The organism is Microbacterium sp. AR7-10, from assembly GCF_001878835.1.
GTDB lineage: Bacteria > Actinomycetota > Actinomycetes > Actinomycetales > Microbacteriaceae > Microbacterium > Microbacterium commune.
Genome location: NZ_MJIR01000087.1, coordinates 22,158 through 37,168 on the forward strand (window position 1 = coordinate 22,158; position 15,011 = coordinate 37,168).

A 15,011-nucleotide genomic window follows, 5' to 3' on the forward strand; every position below is an offset into this window, starting at 1 on the left:
GGGTGCGAGGGCGTTTCGCACCGTACGTAGAATTACACAATGAGCGACGACCCCAGGCCGAGGTTCCGCAATCCCTTCCGATATCAGCCGCCCGTGCTCGACCGCACGGTGACCACCACGGCTGACGACGCCGTGCCGGCCCCCCTCCGCGTCACCGCGGCCTACGCCTGGCGCCTGCTGGTCATCGCCGGCCTGATCGCACTGTTCATCTGGCTGGTGATGCTGCTCAAGCTCCTGGTCATCCCCCTCCTGGTCGGCATCCTGATCACCGCGCTGCTGTGGCCGGCTTTCCAGCTCATGCTGCGCGCCCGCTTCCCGCGCTGGCTGGCGATCGCGGTGACCGTTCTGGGGGCGCTGGGTGTGGTCACAGGGCTGTTCTGGCTGGTGATCTGGCAGGTGCGCACTCAGCTTCCCGACGTGCAGGCCAAGACGACGGATGCCATCCAGCAGGTGCGCACGTTCCTGCTCGACGGTCCGCTGCATCTCACGGAAGCGCAGATCGACGGCTACATCCAGCAGGGGATGGGCCTGCTGAACGAGCAGGCCGATCTGCTGCTGAACGGCGCGCTCGCCGTCACCGGAACAGCCGCGCACATCGTCACCGGCGCGCTGCTGTCGCTGTTCATCCTCATCTGCCTGCTCGCCGACGGCGCGGGTATCTGGCGGTGGACGCTCAAGCTGTTCCCGCGAATGGCACGCCCTGCGGCCGATGCGGCGGCCCGCAACGGATGGGCGACGGTGGTCGACTACGCGCGCACGCAGATGTTCGTCGCCGCCATCGACGCGGTGGGCATCGGCGTCGGTGCCGCGCTTCTGGGGGTGCCCATGCCCATCCCCGTCGCCGTGCTCGTCTTCCTCGGGTCGTTCGTGCCCATCGTGGGCGCCGTGGTCACCGGAGCAGTGGCGGTGTTCCTCGCTCTGGTGTACAACGGCCCGGTGGTCGGATTGCTCATGCTCGGCGTGGTGCTGCTGGTGCAGCAGCTCGAGGGTCACATCCTGCAGCCGATCCTGATGGGCTCGGCCGTCAAGGTGCACCCCCTGGCGGTGGTGCTCGTGGTGGCGGGTGGAGCGATGATCGCGGGCATCCCGGGAGCGCTGTTCGCGGTTCCGCTGGCCGCATTCGTCAACGTCGCGGCCGTCACCATCGGCTCGGGCGCGTGGCGCACCGGGCGTGAACCCGCACCCGAAGATCTCATCTGGAGCACAGTGCCGCGCGAGCGGCAGAGGAGGAATCGATGACCCTGGTCCCCGGCGTCGCCGCCATCCCGAGCCTTGAGGAGTTCACCGCCGCGGCGGAGAGCCTCTCCGGAGTGATCTCCCGCACCCCGACCGAGCTGTCGCGGGCGCTCGGCGAGATCCTCGGCTCACCCGTGATGCTCAAGATGGAGAACCTGCAGCGAACCGGGTCGTTCAAGATCCGCGGAGCGACCTACCGTCTGTCGCGTCTGACGGAGGAGGAGCGCTCCAGGGGTGTGGTGGCCGCCTCGGCGGGCAACCACGCGCAGGGCGTGGCACTCGCCGCTCAGATGCTGGGCATACCCGCGACGATCTTCATGCCGCTCGGCGTCCCGGTGCCCAAGCTGCTCGCCACCCGGGGCTACGGCGCCGAGGTCGTGCTCGAGGGGGAGACGGTGGCCACCTCGCTGCGCCTCGCGGCGGAGTTCGCCGAGCGCACCGGTGCCGTGCTCATCCACCCTTTCGACCACCGCGACATCGTCGTGGGCCAGGGCACGCTCGGTCTCGAGGTGATCCAGGACGTCCCTGACGTCGACACGGTGATCATGGGCATCGGCGGCGGCGGGCTGATCGCCGGTGTCGCCGCTGCGGTCAAGGCCGCCGCCGCCGCGACCGGTCGCACCGTACGCGTGATCGGCGTGCAGGCCGCGAACGCCGCGGCGGTGCCACCGTCGCTCGAGGCCGGCAGCCCCGTCGAGATCCAGACGCATCCGACGATCGCCGACGGCATCCTCGTCGCGCGACCGGGAGACGTGCCGTTCGAGATCATCCGCGAGCTCGTCGACGAGGTGGTCACGGTCAGCGAGGACGACATCGCCCGCGCCCTCCTCGTGCTCCTCGAGCACGCCAAGGTCGTCGTCGAGCCCGCCGGCGCCGTCGGCGTGGCCGCCATCCTCGCAGGCAAGGTGCGCGACACGGGCGTGACCGTGCCGATCCTCTCGGGCGGCAACATCGATCCGATGCTGCTGCAGCGGGTCGTGGCGCACGGTCTGGCGGCATCCGGTCGATACGCGACCGTGCGCGTACCGCTTCCCGACCGGCCCGGTCAGCTGGCGAAGGTGTCGGATCTGCTCGCGCAGGCCGGGGCCAACGTCATGGAGGTGCTGCACACCCGTCACGGGCACGGTCTGCAGATCAGCGACATGATCCTGCAGCTCTCGATCGAGACCCGCGGACCCGAGCACACCGAGCTCGCGCTCGAGACGCTGCGGCGGGCGGGCTTCGCCCCGGTTGTCGTCCCGGACTGAGCCGCGAAGACGCAGAACGGCGGGACGCCCTGGAGTGTCCCGCCGTTCTGCGTGTGCGGAGATCAGCCGGTGTAGGTCTCGACTCCGGTGATCTCGACGGTGATGGAGCGGCCGTTGGGCGCCTCGTAGCTCGACTTCTCGCCGACCTTGAGGCCGATGATGGCCTGGCCGAGCGGGCTCGCCTCGCTGTACACGTCGAGCTCGCCGCCGGCGGCGATCTCGCGGCTGCCGAGGAGGAAGACCTCCTCATCGCCCGCGACGATCGCCGTGACGACCGTGCCGGGCTCGACGATGCCGCGGCTGGTGGGCGCCTCGCCGACCTTCGCCGTCTTCAGCAGCTGCTGCAGGGTGCGGATGCGCGCCTCCTGCTTGCCCTGTTCGTCCTTCGCGGCGTGATATCCGCCGTTCTCCTTGAGGTCGCCCTCTTCGCGGGCCGCTTCGATGCGGGCGGCGATCTCCTCACGGCCGACCGTCGAGAGGTGCTCGAGCTCTTCGACGAGCCGGTCGTAGGCCTCCTGCGTGAGGAAAGGTACCTGAGCGTCTGTGGACACAGCCTGCTCCTTCGCTGCGGGCCCCTTCAGGGGCTTCGGGGATGTCGGGCCGTCCGGCGACCCGTGGGATATGCAAGACGCCCCGGCGTCGGCCAGGGCGTCGATCATCTTTCGGATGATTCTAGGCGACCCAGCAGGCCTTCACCAAACCGGTGGTCGCCTCGGCGACGGTCGGGATGCTGACGGCGACGCCCTTCGTGTGATGCTCGCCGCCGGGGATCTCGATCAACTTCCAGCCGACCACTCCGAACTCCTCGTCGAGCGCCTCCACCGCGCACGCGACGTCCGCGCCCTGCGGTGCGGTGAACTGGAAACGCAGGTCGACGCTGTGGGCGTCGACCACGGTGAAGCCCAGATCGTCGGCATCCACCGCGCTCATCTGCTGCGCGACGATCGTCCAGCCCAAGGCGACGACGGCGGCCACGGCGGCCGCGCCGAAGACGATCCAGGGGAGGCGTCGCCGGGGCGTGCGACCGTATCGCTCATCGAGCTCGCGTGCGGTGGTCACGTCTCTCCCTGGTGTGGACGGCGGATAGGCTGGACTTCCAGGTTATTCGACCTGCGAGGAGAAGGCGGACCATGATCCTGTTCGGTGAGACAACCCCGATGCCGACGCCGTCGATGACGGTCGACCCAAACTCGGTGACCCCCGGCTTCGCGGGCTTCGCGATCATCGTGATCATCGTCGCGGCCGTGGTGCTGCTGATCTGGGACATGAACCGCCGCATCCGCAAGGTCCGCTACCGCGAAGAGGTGCGCGCAGAGCTGGATGCCGAAGAGGCGGCGCTGCGTGAGCAGGCCGACGGCGACGAGAGCAGCCGCTGAGGTCGGCTCGACTCACACGCCGACGCGCTCGAACGCGTCGAGGCTGATGCCCTGATCGAGGATGGTCTTCGACCACTCCTTCGCGCTGTGCAGACTGTGGTCGCGGTAGTTGCCGCACTCCACGGCCGAGACGCCGGGTACGTCGCTCCACTCGGCCGTGTTCGCGATGAACTCGAGGCCTCCGCGCACCGCCGCGACGACGTCGGCGACCGCGGGCTCGCCCCAGAAGATCGCGTGGAAGCCGGTGCGGCATCCGAACGGCGAGATGTCGATCAGCCCGTCGATGCGGTCGCGGACGACGCTGGCGAGCAGGTGCTCGATGGTGTGCAGACCCGCCGTGGGGATCTCACCCTCGTTCGGCTGCACGAACCGCACGTCGAAGTTCGAGATCGCGTCGCCCTTCGGTCCGTGCTCGACGCTGATGAGGCGCACGTACGGTGCGCTCACGGCGGTGTGGTCCAGGGTGAAGCTCTCTACTTCGGCCATTGTCGCTCCTCTGCTCTGACGCGGAATTCGAGCGTATCCCGCGTCAGCCGCCGAAGCCCAGCGAGGGCGAGAGCGGGTCGAGCGAGATGAGCAGGCACGCGGTCCAGTGACAGAGGAAGGCGAGCACGGTGCAGACGTGGAAGATCTCGTGGAATCCGAAGCGCCCCGGCCAGGGGTTGGGCTTCTTCATCGCGTAGACGATCGCTCCCACCGTGTACAGCAGGCCGCCGACGCAGACGAGCACCATCATGGCCACGCTGGCCTGCAGCAGGTCGCCCATGTACATCACCGCGGCCCAGCCCAGTGCGAGGTACAAGGCGACGTACAGCCATCGAGGCGCGTTGATCCAGAACACGCGGAACAGGATGCCGAGCACCGTCCCGCTCCACACCACGATCAGCAGCACCAGGCCCTTCTGCGGCGGCAGAGCGAGAACGGCCAGGGGCGTGTACGTGCCCGCGATCAGCAGCAGGATGTTGGCGTGATCGATGCGCTTGAGAACAGCCTTCGTCGTGGGACCCCAGTCGAACCGGTGGTAGAGGGCCGAATTGCCGAAGAGGAGCATCGAGGTGACCATGAAGACCGCCGCGGCCCACTTGGCAGGCGCCCCCTGGGCGACGGTGATGAGCACGGCGCCGGCGACGATCGCGACAGGGAAGGTGCCGGCGTGGATCCAGCCTCGCCAGGTGGGTCTGACCTCGGCCGCGGCATCGACGGCCGCCGCCTCCATCAGGGGCAGCTCGGGTACATCTGCGTCATCTGAGGGGCGGGTGCTCACCCGCTCACTCTACGTATGCGGGCATGCCGTCGGCGGTACATGTTCCGAGTGCTGCGGCGGGGCCGGGACCGGTGGCGGTAGCGTAGGCACGTGATTGCACGTGAGAGCTCGGGGCGAGGACCTCTCTATCGGCTCTACGCGAGGCGCCTGAGACGGCGCATCGATGTCGCGAAGGCTCCGCACCACGTCGCCATGATGATCGACGGCAACCGTCGGTGGGCCCGGCAGCTCGGCTTCGACAGCGCGGCCGCCGGCCACCGCGCCGGGGCCGCCAAGATGCGCGAATTCCTCGGATGGTGCGACGATCTCGGGATCGGCGTCGTGTCGCTCTACCTGCTCTCGGCAGACAACCTGCTCAAGCGGGATTCGAAGGAGATCCGCGATCTCATCGAGATCATCGCCGAGCTCGCCGACTCTCTCGCCGAGCATGGCGAATGGCGGGTGCAGCACGTCGGACGCGCCGACATCCTGACGCCCGAGCTGTCGCGGGTGCTGGCCGAGGCGCAGGAGCGCACCAGCGGGCACACCGGGCTGCACGTCAACCTCGCGGTCGGCTACGGGGGACGCAACGAGATCGTCGATGCGGTGCGCAGCATCATCGGCAAGCACGACGCCTCGGGCGGCACCCTCGAGGATCTGGCCGAGCAGCTGACCCCCGAGATGATCGGCGAGCACCTGTACACCGGTGGCCAGCCCGACCCGGATCTGGTCATCCGCACGAGCGGCGAGCAGAGGCTGAGCGACTTCCTGCTGTGGCAGAGCGCGCACAGCGAGTTCTACTTCGTCGAGGCGCTCGGGCCCGACCTGCGGGAGGTCGACTTCCTGCGGGCCATCCGCGATTTCGCCGACCGCGACCGTCGATTCGGACGATGAGCGGGGCGAGGCTCGACAAGCTGGTCGCCGCGCTCGCCGCGCTCGCTGCATTCGGCCGCGCGCCGTTCACCGTCTCTTAGCCGACACGCCATACGCCGTTGCTGTCGCGGAGTCGGCCGCGGAAGTACGTTCATGGCATCGGACACCGTGTCCGGTCGGGTCGGCCTCAAGGATCGCGACTCGTGACCCTGGTCGACTCTCTGCAGAGCCGGGAGCACATCCCGAGTGGGAGTGGATCGTGACCACACGTACAGCACAGCAGCAGTCCACGTCAGCAGCCCGAGCCGTGTCACACGATGACACGGCTCTTCGCACGTATGTGCTCGACACCTCGGTGCTGTTGAGCGATCCGCAGGCTCTGTTCCGTTTCGCGGAGCACTCGATCGTCCTCCCCGTCGTCGTGATCAGCGAGCTGGAGGGCAAGCGTCACGATCCCGAGCTCGGCTACTTCGCCCGACGCGCGCTGCGTCACCTCGACGAGCTGCGCGTCGAGCACGGTCGCCTGGACTTCCCGATCGAGGTGGGCGACGGCGGCACTCTGCGTGTCGAGCTGGGCAATGTCGACATGTCGGTGCTGCCCGCGGGCATCCGGATCAGCGACAACGACAGTCGCATCCTCGCGACCGCCGCGCAGCTCGCCGCCGACGGGCAGGACGTCACGATCGTGTCGAAAGACCTGCCGATGCGCGTGAAGGCCGCATCCCTCGGGCTGGCGGCGGAGGAGTACCTCGCCGAGCAGGCGGTGGATGCCGGATGGACGGGCATCACGACCCTCGACCTCTCGGGCGACGAGATGAGCGACCTGTACGAGAGCGAGGTCGGCCTCAGTGAACAGGTGCGGGGGATGCCCGTGAACACCGGCCTGATCATCCACTCCGAACGAGGTTCGGCGCTGGGTCGTGTCGTGGCCGAGGGCGAGTACCGGCTGGTGCGAGGCGACCGCGAGGTGTTCGGAATGCACGGCCGCTCGGCCGAGCAGCGGATAGCGATCGACCTGCTGCTCGACCCCGAGGTCGGCATCGTGTCGCTGGGTGGGCGTGCCGGCACCGGAAAGTCGGCGCTGGCGCTGTGCGCGGGGCTCGAGGCCGTGCTCGAGCGGCAGCAGCAGAAGAAGATCATCGTGTTCCGCCCGCTGTTCGCCGTCGGCGGGCAGGAGCTCGGGTATCTGCCCGGGGACCAGGGCGAGAAGATGGGCCCGTGGGGTCAGGCGGTGTTCGACACCCTCGGGTCGGTGGTCTCGGGCAACGTGCTGGAGGAGGTCGTGGCGCGCGGGATGCTGGAGGTGCTGCCGCTCACGCACATCCGCGGGCGATCGCTGCACGACGCGTTCGTCATCGTCGACGAGGCGCAGTCTCTGGAGCGCAACGTGCTGCTGACCGTGCTGAGCCGGATCGGCCAGAACTCCCGGGTCATCCTCACACACGACGTCGGACAGCGCGACAACCTGCGCGTCGGCCGGTACGACGGCATCGCGAGCGTGATCGAGACGCTGAAGGGGCACGACCTGTTCGGGCACGTCACGCTGCAGCGCTCGGAGCGTTCGGCCATCGCGGCCCTCGTGACCGAGCTGCTGGAGGGTGGCGAGCTGAGCTGACGGGGTCGCCCGCTCGCCGGCGCATTCGTGTCGGGCCGTGACGTCGCGGAGCCTTGACGTTCAGGGGGCCGACACTCCAGATGACGGACGTTTCGCGGGAATCCGTCCGACATCTGGAGTGTCGGCCCCCGCTTCGTATCGTGTTCAGCGGGTCTGCGGCGGACGGGACGGGGGCCGGATGCCCGGGCGGGCCCGCGCACGGCAGGATCCTGGGCCCAGGCGTTCGGCGGCGACTGCGCTCAGCGCCGCGCACTCTCCGCGTCGCACGCGCTTGTCGCCGCGAAGGGGGAACGGTGAGGTGCGCCGAGCGCAGTCCGAGAGGTGAACGCGGCTGAGGGGATGTCGGATCAGCAGCCGGGGGCTGAGGGCTGCTCCGTGCAGGTGCGAGCGACGAGGGCGGTGTGCGCTTCGAAGATGCGGATCTGCTGCGTCGGACCCGGGATGTCGAGCTGCCCCTCGATCGGGAACCATCCGACACCCAGATCTATCTCCGCCGTGTACGCGATGTCGACGGTGGCGTCGTACGTGCCACGTTCTGCGTACGTGTGGCTGGTATCGGTCGGGGTGAACTGGGCCTGCCCGAGGCTCTCCCAGCTCGCGCCGGGGGAGGGGGCAGTACGTGACTCCCCGTCACCGTAATGGAAGGTGTACGACACCGGTGTGAAGCGCACATCGATGGGGAATCCGAACAGCTGGCCGGAACGGACGTGTGTCTCAGCCTGGGTGACGAAGTTCGTCGGAAGCCCCGCGACTCCGAGGTTGTCCGGTTCACCGAGCACGGTGCCCTTGGCGGGCGAGAAGCTGGCGAGGTCCGTGATCGTGATGGGCGGAAGACCCGGTGACTCTTCGCCCTCTTCGGGTGGCGTTTCATCGCCGGCGGATCGGGCCTCCCAGCAAAAGATCATCGAGTCCCAGCTCGACAGACATTCTTCGAAAGTGCGCGGCGCAGGCGTTATGAGTCCGATCGTGGCGTTGGTTCCCTGGGAGCCACGCGAGATCTGCCGGTTTTCCGCGCCCGGGGTAGTCATCGAGCCACCCGCGTTGACTTTGCCGCCGCTAACCTCGGCGCGCGGGCACCCGCCGAGAGCGAGCTCAATCGCTGGAGCGCAATAAGGAGTGTCCGCCTGAGCCATCAGTGCAGGCGCAAGCGGGGTCAACAGACCGAAAAGCAGTGCGATACCTAGCCGGCGCACTCTTCGTTCTCCCTATCTAGGTCCTTGAATATCAGGAACCGACCACCCGATAGCTCCATCTCAACTCGCGTGGCGATAATGTTCGGTCGCCCGTTTGGAGTGACATCCTCTCCGCTGTCGTCGACGACTCGTACATCGGAAATATCTACGCATGCCTCCGCGGTGAGCGACGTTCGATCCGTCGATAGTGAAGAAGGTACGACGACAAACGACTTCACCCGTGCTTCACCCATCCCCCGCACTCCAGCGTCCTTGAGCTGTTCTTCGGCTTTCAGGTGTTCTTCCAAAGCGATACCACCGAGTAGTGCATCCTCATTTCCGTCCACGCGGCTGTTCTCCCGGATGAACGCCCGATACGTTTCCTCGGCGGCGGCGAATGCCTCTTCATCCGTGGCGAAGGCGGCGGTCTTCGTGGGGGTGGGAGTGGGATCCGCTTCCGGGGTGCACGCCGACAGCATCCCGACGAGCAGGCCGGCAGCCGCGAGGGCCGAGCCCGTGCGCACAAGGGTGGTCGTCATCGTCACCGCACCACGGTAACCCGGATCGGCAAGACCCCGTCGGAGTTATCCACAGCGGACGTCACGCCCGCTGAGCCGTGCGCTTCAGGGCTGCGATGATGGAGCGCTGCACCGTCGCCCAGTCGTGCATGATCTGGGCGTAGTCGAAGTGCAGCGTCTCGTATCCGAGGGCGGATGCCGCGGCATCCGAACCAGATCCTTGTGCCGCATGGTGGTGCCGTCATGGTTCTCCTTGCCGTCCGCCTCGATGATGAGGCGTCCGTCGACGACGAAGTCGACGCGTCCGACACCGGCGATCACCACCTGACAATCCAGCGCGATCCCCAGCAGATGCAGCCGCAGCCGCAGCAGCGATTCGAGGCCGCTGTCGGCGTCCGAACGGGCGAAGTCGACGAGCCACCGTGCATGCGTCGGCAGCGCCTCGCGGACGCGTGCACGTGCGGATCGGGTGAGCTTCCGCTGCGCCAGCGCCGACTCGAGCGAGGCGAAGAACGACTCCTCACCCTCGCAGCGGTAGAGATGTACAAGGGCGGTCTCGACGTCGACGACGCCGAAGCGCACCCGCCCGCTGCGGAAGTAGTGGCTGACGCAATGGCATCCGGAATGAGGGTAGACGCGTCCACGGCGGCCGACCCAGACATGCGGTGCTGCCTCCGTCGACATCACCCACACGCCCAGGTTACGCAGGGCCGCGGCACATGTGAGCGCGCCCCCGTGCCGTGCGGCGTCGCGTTCATCGGCCGCTGCTGCGGGTGTCGCGAAGACGCCCGGGCGCAACCGCTCGATCCGTCCGCCGCGCACCGCCTTGCTGAGCTGCATGCGTGTGACGCCGTAGTCCTGAAGCTGAGTGCCCTGCGCGAGCCCACCGAGGCGGGTGAGCAGATCAAGAGGATCGAACATGCCCCCAGCATCCGGGACGCGACGTTCATGCCTGGCCGCGTTCACCGGGGATTGTGGACAACCCGCCTCATCCTGCGGGATGGGGATGGATGCAAAACGGGGGCCGACACTCCAGGTGACGGACGGATCATGGCGAAACGTCCGACATCTGGAGTGTCGGCCCCCGGAATGTAACGCGGAAGACCGGACGACCGAAGGCCTCAGCCCGGGTGGGTCATCGACAGGAGGTCGAGCTTCGCATCGAGCTCCTCCTCCGAGATCTCCCCGCGCTCGACGTAGCCGAGGTCGATCACGGCGTCGCGCACCGTGATGCCCTTCGCGACCGAGTGCTTGGCGATCTTCGCGGCGGCCTCGTAACCGATGACCTTGTTCAACGGCGTGACGATCGACGGGCTCATGCCGGCGAACGCGGCGGCGCGCTCGACGTTGGCCTCGAGGTCGTCGACGGTCTTGTCGGCCAGCACGCGCACGGCGTTCGAGAGCAGACGGATCGACTCCAGCAGCGCGGTGCCCATCACGGGGATGGCGACGTTCAGCTCGAACGAGCCCGACGCGCCGGCCCAGGCAACGGTCGCGTCATTGCCGATCACGCGCGCGCACACCATGAGCACGGCCTCGGGCACGACCGGGTTGACCTTGCCGGGCATGATCGACGATCCCGGCTGCAGGTCGGGGATGTGCAGCTCGCCGAGACCGGTGTTCGGGCCCGAGCCCATCCAGCGCAGGTCGTTGTTGATCTTGGTCAGCGACACGGCGATGGTGCGCAGAGCGCCCGACGTCTCGACGAGCCCGTCACGGTTGGCCTGAGCCTCGAAGTGGTCCTTCGCCTCGGTGATCGGCAGCTCGGTCTCGGCCGCGAGCAGCTCGATGACCTTCTGCGGGAAGCCGGTCGGAGTGTTGATGCCGGTGCCCACGGCGGTGCCGCCGAGGGGCACCTCCGCCACGCGGGGGAGGGCCGACTGCACGCGCTCGATGCCCAGCCGGATCTGGCGCGCGTAGCCGCCGAACTCCTGGCCGAGCGTGACCGGGGTCGCGTCCATGAGGTGGGTGCGGCCGGACTTGACGACGTCCTTCCACAGCTCCGCCTTCGCCTCGAGGGCGACGGCGAGGTGGTCGAGCGACGGGATGAGGGTGTCGATGAGCGCCTGGGTGACCGCGATGTGCACCGACGTCGGGAAGACGTCGTTCGACGACTGCGACGCGTTGACGTGGTCGTTCGGGTGCACGGCCGAGCCGAGGATTCCGGATGCCAGGTTCGCCAGCACCTCGTTCATGTTCATGTTCGACGAGGTGCCCGAACCGGTCTGGTAGGTGTCGACGGGGAACTCGCCGTCGTGCTTGCCGGAGGCCACCTCGTCGGCCGCCTGGGCGATCGCGTCCGCGATCGCTGCGTCGAGCGTGCCGAGCTCCTTGTTCGCGAGGGCGGCAGCCTTCTTGATGCGGGCCAGTGCGGCGATCTGAGTGGACTCGAGTCCCTTGCCCGAGATCGGGAAGTTCTCGACGGCGCGCTGAGTCTGGGCGCTGTACAGGGCCCTGGCGGGAACGCGCACCTCGCCCATGGTGTCGTGTTCGATGCGGTACTCGATGTCGGTCATGCCGATACCTCCTCAGAAGCGGGGATGTGCCCCTCGGTGTCGATGCCCACAGTGACGACGGGCACCGCAGTGCCCTCTGCGAGGCGGTAGTTGGCGCCAACGATGCCCAGTCGGCCCGCGGCGACCGCGTTGCTGATCATCTCGGACGAGTGCAGCAGATCGGCGACGGTGTTGCGCAGGTGCTCGCGGCCGACCAGCTCGGCGTCGATGTCGGCGGTCGTCGTGCCGCCGGTCTCGGCGAGCACCTTGCGCGCTGCCGGGACGATCGGTGCGATCAGCTTCCAGATTCCGGCCGGAAGCGGGGGCGAGTCGATGGCGGTGCCGTCGATGGCCGCACGCACCGCGCCGCACGAGTCGTGGGCGAGCACGACGATCAGCGGCACGTTGAGAATGCCCACGGCGTACTCGAGGCTGGCGACGATCGACTCGCCGATCACCTGTCCCGCGTTGCGGACGACGAACAGGTCGCCCAGACCCTTGTCGAAGATGATCTCGGCGGCGAGGCGCGAATCCGAGCATCCGAACAGCGTCGCGATCGGCGCCTGACCGTCGGCCAGCTCGTGACGCTTGGAGACGTCCTGGTGCGGGTGCGCCGGCGTGCCGGCGACGAATCGCCTGTTGCCATCGAGCATCTCCCGCCATGCCTCAGCGGGTGTGAGCGTTGCGGTCATTCGGCCTCCTCAAGGTCGTCGATCTGTGCGGACAGGGTCTCTGCCAGCTCGGCGGTCGCCTCGGGCGACTGCGAGCCGTACAGCAGGATGTAGTCCGGGCCGGCCTGGGTCCCGATGGCGTACGAGATGTTGGCGGTGCCCCGACCGCGCAGGTCGAACTCGTCCCACTCGCGGCCGCCGATCGTCGTGGTGCCGTTCGGAGCGATACCGTCGAGCACCTGCGGGGCCCAGCCCACGTCGGCGCCGAAGGCCTGTGCCACACGGACGAATCCGCGCTCGTCGTCGGCAGCCGGGGCGAGGGTGATCGTCCACACCCGGGTGCTGCCGCCCGAGAGGGCGGCCTCGTTGACCCGCCAGTACTCGTCGGGCTCGACGACGAGGGCGGGGCGCTGCATCGACGTCTCGACGTCTGCGGCGATCGCGGCGACGTCGATCGCGGGGCGATCGGGAACCTGGCCGCGCGGCACGCCGAGAACGACGACCGCGACCACGCCGACCGTCACGATGAGTGCGGCGATGAGGTTGCGGAACGTCTGACTCGACCGGTAGACCCGGCTTGACTCCGCCTTGCGGTCAGCGGTCTCCTGGGCGGTCTCGGGTCGACCGAGACCTGCGACGACGCGCGGTTCGCGGCTCATTCGCCTGCTCCGCCGGATGCCGCGTCCCGAGCCGCATCGAGACGGCGCTTCGCGCCGAGCAGCCATTCCTCGCAGCGTGCCGCCAGCGCCTCGCCGCGCTCCCAGAGCGCGAGGGAGTGCTCGAGCGTGGGGGAGCCCTGCTCGAGCTCCGCGACCACGCGCACGAGCTCGTCGCGTGCGGCCTCGAACGACAGGTCTTCGACGGGGGAGTCGCTGGGGGCAGTCACGCCCCCATCCTACCGGCGTGTCGGACACCCCGATCCGCCGCAGCGTGCCGCGGGGGAGCGGTCTGCGCGAACAGACCGGGGGCCGACACGCCAGATGTCGGACGCATTCGCGGGGACCGTCCGACAGGTGGAGTGTCGGCCCCCGGAGCGCAGGGGCAGCAGAGCAGTGTGCTGCTGTTCAGCGGTCTTCGGGTATCCGCCCCTCCGACACGGCGCGGATGGATCCGCGATCCACCGTCACCGTCATCGCCGTGCCCGCCGGCGCGTCGACCGCATCGCTGAGGATGCGTCCGTCGTCGAGGTGCGCGATGGCGTAGCCGCGCGCGAGTGTGGCGGCGGGAGAGAGGGCGCGCAGCGAGGCGCGCAGCTCGGAGGTGGAGCGGTGCGCGGCATCCAGCCCTCTGGTGACGGTGTCGCGACCTCGGGATACCAGCAGCCACACCTCCTGGGCGCGGTCGTCGATGATCGGATCGGGGGAGCGCAGCACCGGGCGCGAGCGCAGCTGCTCGAGCTGAGCGATGTCGTGGGAGACGCGCTGCATCAGCCGCGTCGTCGCCCGCGCCCGCAGCTGCGCGACGATCGCGCGCTGCTCGCCGACATCCGGAACGACCCGCTTCGCGGCATCCGTCGGGGTCGAGGCGCGCAGATCGGCGACGTCGTCGAGCAGGGGATGGTCGTTCTCGTGCCCGATCGCGCTGACGACCGGCGTGGATGCGGCTGCGACGGCACGCACGAGCCGCTCGTCGCTGAAGCCGAGCAGGGTCTGCGGGTCGCCGCCGCCGCGGGCGATGATGATCACGTCGACGTCGGGATCGGCATCCAGCCGCTGCAGCGCCGCGAGCACCTCGGGAACGCACCGGTCGCCCTGGACGGCGACGTGCTCGGTGCGGAAGCGCACCTGCGGCCAGCGCAGCTCGGCGTTGCGATGCACGTCCTTCTCGGCATCCGAGCGCTCGCCGGTGATCAGTCCGATGCAATGCGGCAGGAACGGCAGGCTCTTCTTGCGCGACGAGTCGAACAGACCCTCCTGCCGCAGCTGCACGCGCAGCTTCTCGAGCCGCTCGAGCTGATCGCCGAGGCCCACATGCTTCATCGCCGAGACGATGAAGCTGAAGTCGCCGCCCTTGACGAAGTAGTCGGCTTTGACGGCAGCGACGACGTGATCGCCGACGGCGAGGTCGGCGGGGATGCGCGGGCGCACGCTCGACCAGACGCGAACCGAGATCTGCGCGTCGGAGCGGGTGTCCTTCAGGCGCGCGAAGACGTTGCCGCCGCGCACGTTCCATGAGGTGATCTCGCCCTCGACCCAGACGGTGTTCCAGCGGGCGATGAAGTCGCGGATGGTGCCGTTCAGGCGCGCGACCGATGTCGGTGCCGCGGGCGTCGAGTCGCGCGGGGTGACCGAGTCGGCGGGAGGCGGCTCGCCGGGGATGGCGGTGGCTTCGAAGACGGTCACCCCGCCATTCTTCCGGATGCCGCCGACACGGCGTCCGCGGCCGGGCCGGGCGATGCATTCCGGGGGCCGACACTCCAGATGTCGGACGGTTCCCGTGAATCGGTCCGGCATCTGGAGTGTCGGCCCCCCATGCGACACGGCCCGCCGGGCCGCCCGCTCCCGGCCCGCGAACAGGTGGCATCGGTAGACTGACGGAGTGAGCTCAACCACTGTCTCGCTGCCT

At 68.6% G+C, this 15,011-nt stretch carries 17 protein-coding genes; 5 read left to right on the forward strand and 12 right to left on the reverse strand.

The annotated features are described in order from the left end of the window. The first annotated feature begins 39 nt into the window (after positions 1 to 39). Positions 40 to 1,239, forward strand: a complete 1,200-nt coding sequence (locus BFN01_RS11985) for an AI-2E family transporter (protein WP_071644585.1) — start codon at positions 40 to 42, stop codon at positions 1,237 to 1,239. Beyond that, positions 1,236 to 2,483, forward strand: a complete 1,248-nt coding sequence (ilvA, locus tag BFN01_RS11990; RefSeq protein ID WP_071644586.1) for a threonine ammonia-lyase — start codon at positions 1,236 to 1,238, stop codon at positions 2,481 to 2,483. The genes BFN01_RS11985 and ilvA overlap by 4 nt, the downstream gene beginning before the upstream one ends. 62 nt (positions 2,484 to 2,545) lie before the next feature. On the opposite strand, the gene greA is transcribed toward ilvA, so the two are convergent. Continuing rightward, positions 2,546 to 3,034 carry a transcription elongation factor GreA gene (gene greA, locus BFN01_RS11995; RefSeq protein WP_071644622.1) on the reverse strand — a complete coding sequence of 163 codons (489 nt, stop codon included), beginning with the start codon at positions 3,032 to 3,034 and terminating at the stop codon, positions 2,546 to 2,548. Between the two features lie 121 nt (positions 3,035 to 3,155). Beyond that, positions 3,156 to 3,542 (reverse strand): DUF4307 domain-containing protein, encoded by a 387-nt coding sequence (locus BFN01_RS12000; protein ID WP_071644587.1) that lies wholly within the window; start codon positions 3,540 to 3,542, stop codon positions 3,156 to 3,158. Between the two features lie 71 nt (positions 3,543 to 3,613). Between BFN01_RS12000 and BFN01_RS12005 the strand changes: the two genes are divergently transcribed. Then, positions 3,614 to 3,859 (forward strand): hypothetical protein, encoded by a 246-nt coding sequence (locus BFN01_RS12005; RefSeq protein ID WP_071644588.1) that lies wholly within the window; start codon positions 3,614 to 3,616, stop codon positions 3,857 to 3,859. A 12-nt stretch (positions 3,860 to 3,871) separates the two neighbouring features. On the opposite strand, the gene BFN01_RS12010 is transcribed toward BFN01_RS12005, so the two are convergent. Both BFN01_RS12010 and BFN01_RS12015 read right to left on the reverse strand, forming a co-directional pair. Then, the gene (locus BFN01_RS12010; protein ID WP_071644589.1) at positions 3,872 to 4,345 is read right to left on the reverse strand and encodes an S-ribosylhomocysteine lyase; all 474 of its coding nucleotides are present in this window, start codon (positions 4,343 to 4,345) and stop codon (positions 3,872 to 3,874) included. Positions 4,346 to 4,388: 43 nt separating this feature from the next. Next, entirely contained in the window at positions 4,389 to 5,075 is a 687-nt protein-coding gene (locus BFN01_RS12015) for a hemolysin III family protein (protein ID WP_071644590.1), read from the reverse strand. Between the two features lie 141 nt (positions 5,076 to 5,216). Here BFN01_RS12015 and BFN01_RS12020 point away from each other — a divergent pair, with 141 nt between their 5' ends. Both BFN01_RS12020 and BFN01_RS12025 read left to right on the forward strand, forming a co-directional pair. Beyond that, positions 5,217 to 5,996 (forward strand): isoprenyl transferase, encoded by a 780-nt coding sequence (locus BFN01_RS12020; protein WP_071644623.1) that lies wholly within the window; start codon positions 5,217 to 5,219, stop codon positions 5,994 to 5,996. Between the two features lie 238 nt (positions 5,997 to 6,234). Continuing rightward, on the forward strand, positions 6,235 to 7,590 hold the full coding sequence (locus BFN01_RS12025; RefSeq protein ID WP_071644591.1) for a PhoH family protein: 1,356 nt from the start codon (positions 6,235 to 6,237) through the stop codon (positions 7,588 to 7,590). 347 nt (positions 7,591 to 7,937) lie between these two features. Here the strand turns inward: BFN01_RS12025 and BFN01_RS12030 are convergent, their stop codons facing one another. The 8 genes from BFN01_RS12030 to xseA form a co-directional block, all read right to left on the reverse strand. Beyond that, positions 7,938 to 8,723 (reverse strand): PKD domain-containing protein, encoded by a 786-nt coding sequence (locus tag BFN01_RS12030; protein ID WP_143187234.1) that lies wholly within the window; start codon positions 8,721 to 8,723, stop codon positions 7,938 to 7,940. Between the two features lie 47 nt (positions 8,724 to 8,770). Then, positions 8,771 to 9,307 (reverse strand): hypothetical protein, encoded by a 537-nt coding sequence (locus BFN01_RS12035; protein WP_143187235.1) that lies wholly within the window; start codon positions 9,305 to 9,307, stop codon positions 8,771 to 8,773. A gap of 78 nt (positions 9,308 to 9,385) precedes the next feature. After that, on the reverse strand, positions 9,386 to 10,201 hold the full coding sequence (locus BFN01_RS12040; RefSeq protein WP_256221137.1) for a type IV toxin-antitoxin system AbiEi family antitoxin domain-containing protein: 816 nt from the start codon (positions 10,199 to 10,201) through the stop codon (positions 9,386 to 9,388). 200 nt (positions 10,202 to 10,401) lie between these two features. Continuing rightward, a complete protein-coding gene (locus BFN01_RS12045) occupies positions 10,402 to 11,796 on the reverse strand; it encodes an aspartate ammonia-lyase (protein WP_071644594.1) in 1,395 nt (464 codons plus the stop codon). Next, positions 11,793 to 12,467, reverse strand: coding sequence for a carbonic anhydrase (locus tag BFN01_RS12050; protein ID WP_071644595.1), 675 nt, complete (start codon positions 12,465 to 12,467; stop codon positions 11,793 to 11,795). The genes BFN01_RS12045 and BFN01_RS12050 overlap by 4 nt, the downstream gene beginning before the upstream one ends. Further along, positions 12,464 to 13,105, reverse strand: coding sequence for a DUF4245 family protein (locus BFN01_RS12055; protein ID WP_071644596.1), 642 nt, complete (start codon positions 13,103 to 13,105; stop codon positions 12,464 to 12,466). The genes BFN01_RS12050 and BFN01_RS12055 overlap by 4 nt, the downstream gene beginning before the upstream one ends. Further along, positions 13,102 to 13,332: an exodeoxyribonuclease VII small subunit gene (locus BFN01_RS12060; protein WP_071644597.1), complete on the reverse strand. Its 231-nt coding sequence runs from the start codon at positions 13,330 to 13,332 to the stop codon at positions 13,102 to 13,104. The genes BFN01_RS12055 and BFN01_RS12060 overlap by 4 nt, the downstream gene beginning before the upstream one ends. Before the next feature lie 178 nt (positions 13,333 to 13,510). Next, a complete protein-coding gene (xseA, locus tag BFN01_RS12065; RefSeq protein WP_071644598.1) occupies positions 13,511 to 14,788 on the reverse strand; it encodes an exodeoxyribonuclease VII large subunit in 1,278 nt (425 codons plus the stop codon). Between the last annotated feature and the right edge of the window lie 223 nt (positions 14,789 to 15,011).

Excerpts from the sequence above, each read along its gene's own strand:
- BFN01_RS11985 (WP_071644585.1), top strand. The coding sequence starts at position 40 with ATGAGCGACGACCCCAGGCCGAGGTTCCGCAATCCCTTCCGATATCAG.
- ilvA (WP_071644586.1), top strand. The coding sequence starts at position 1,236 with ATGACCCTGGTCCCCGGCGTCGCCGCCATCCCGAGCCTTGAGGAGTTC.
- BFN01_RS12005 (WP_071644588.1), top strand. The coding sequence starts at position 3,614 with ATGATCCTGTTCGGTGAGACAACCCCGATGCCGACGCCGTCGATGACG.
- BFN01_RS12010 (WP_071644589.1), bottom strand. The coding sequence starts at position 4,345 with ATGGCCGAAGTAGAGAGCTTCACCCTGGACCACACCGCCGTGAGCGCA.
- BFN01_RS12015 (WP_071644590.1), bottom strand. The coding sequence starts at position 5,075 with ATGGAGGCGGCGGCCGTCGATGCCGCGGCCGAGGTCAGACCCACCTGG.
- BFN01_RS12030 (WP_143187234.1), bottom strand. The coding sequence starts at position 8,723 with ATGGCTCAGGCGGACACTCCTTATTGCGCTCCAGCGATTGAGCTCGCT.
- BFN01_RS12040 (WP_256221137.1), bottom strand. The coding sequence starts at position 10,201 with ATGTTCGATCCTCTTGATCTGCTCACCCGCCTCGGTGGGCTCGCGCAG.
- BFN01_RS12045 (WP_071644594.1), bottom strand. The coding sequence starts at position 11,796 with ATGACCGACATCGAGTACCGCATCGAACACGACACCATGGGCGAGGTG.
- BFN01_RS12050 (WP_071644595.1), bottom strand. The coding sequence starts at position 12,467 with ATGACCGCAACGCTCACACCCGCTGAGGCATGGCGGGAGATGCTCGAT.
- BFN01_RS12055 (WP_071644596.1), bottom strand. The coding sequence starts at position 13,105 with ATGAGCCGCGAACCGCGCGTCGTCGCAGGTCTCGGTCGACCCGAGACC.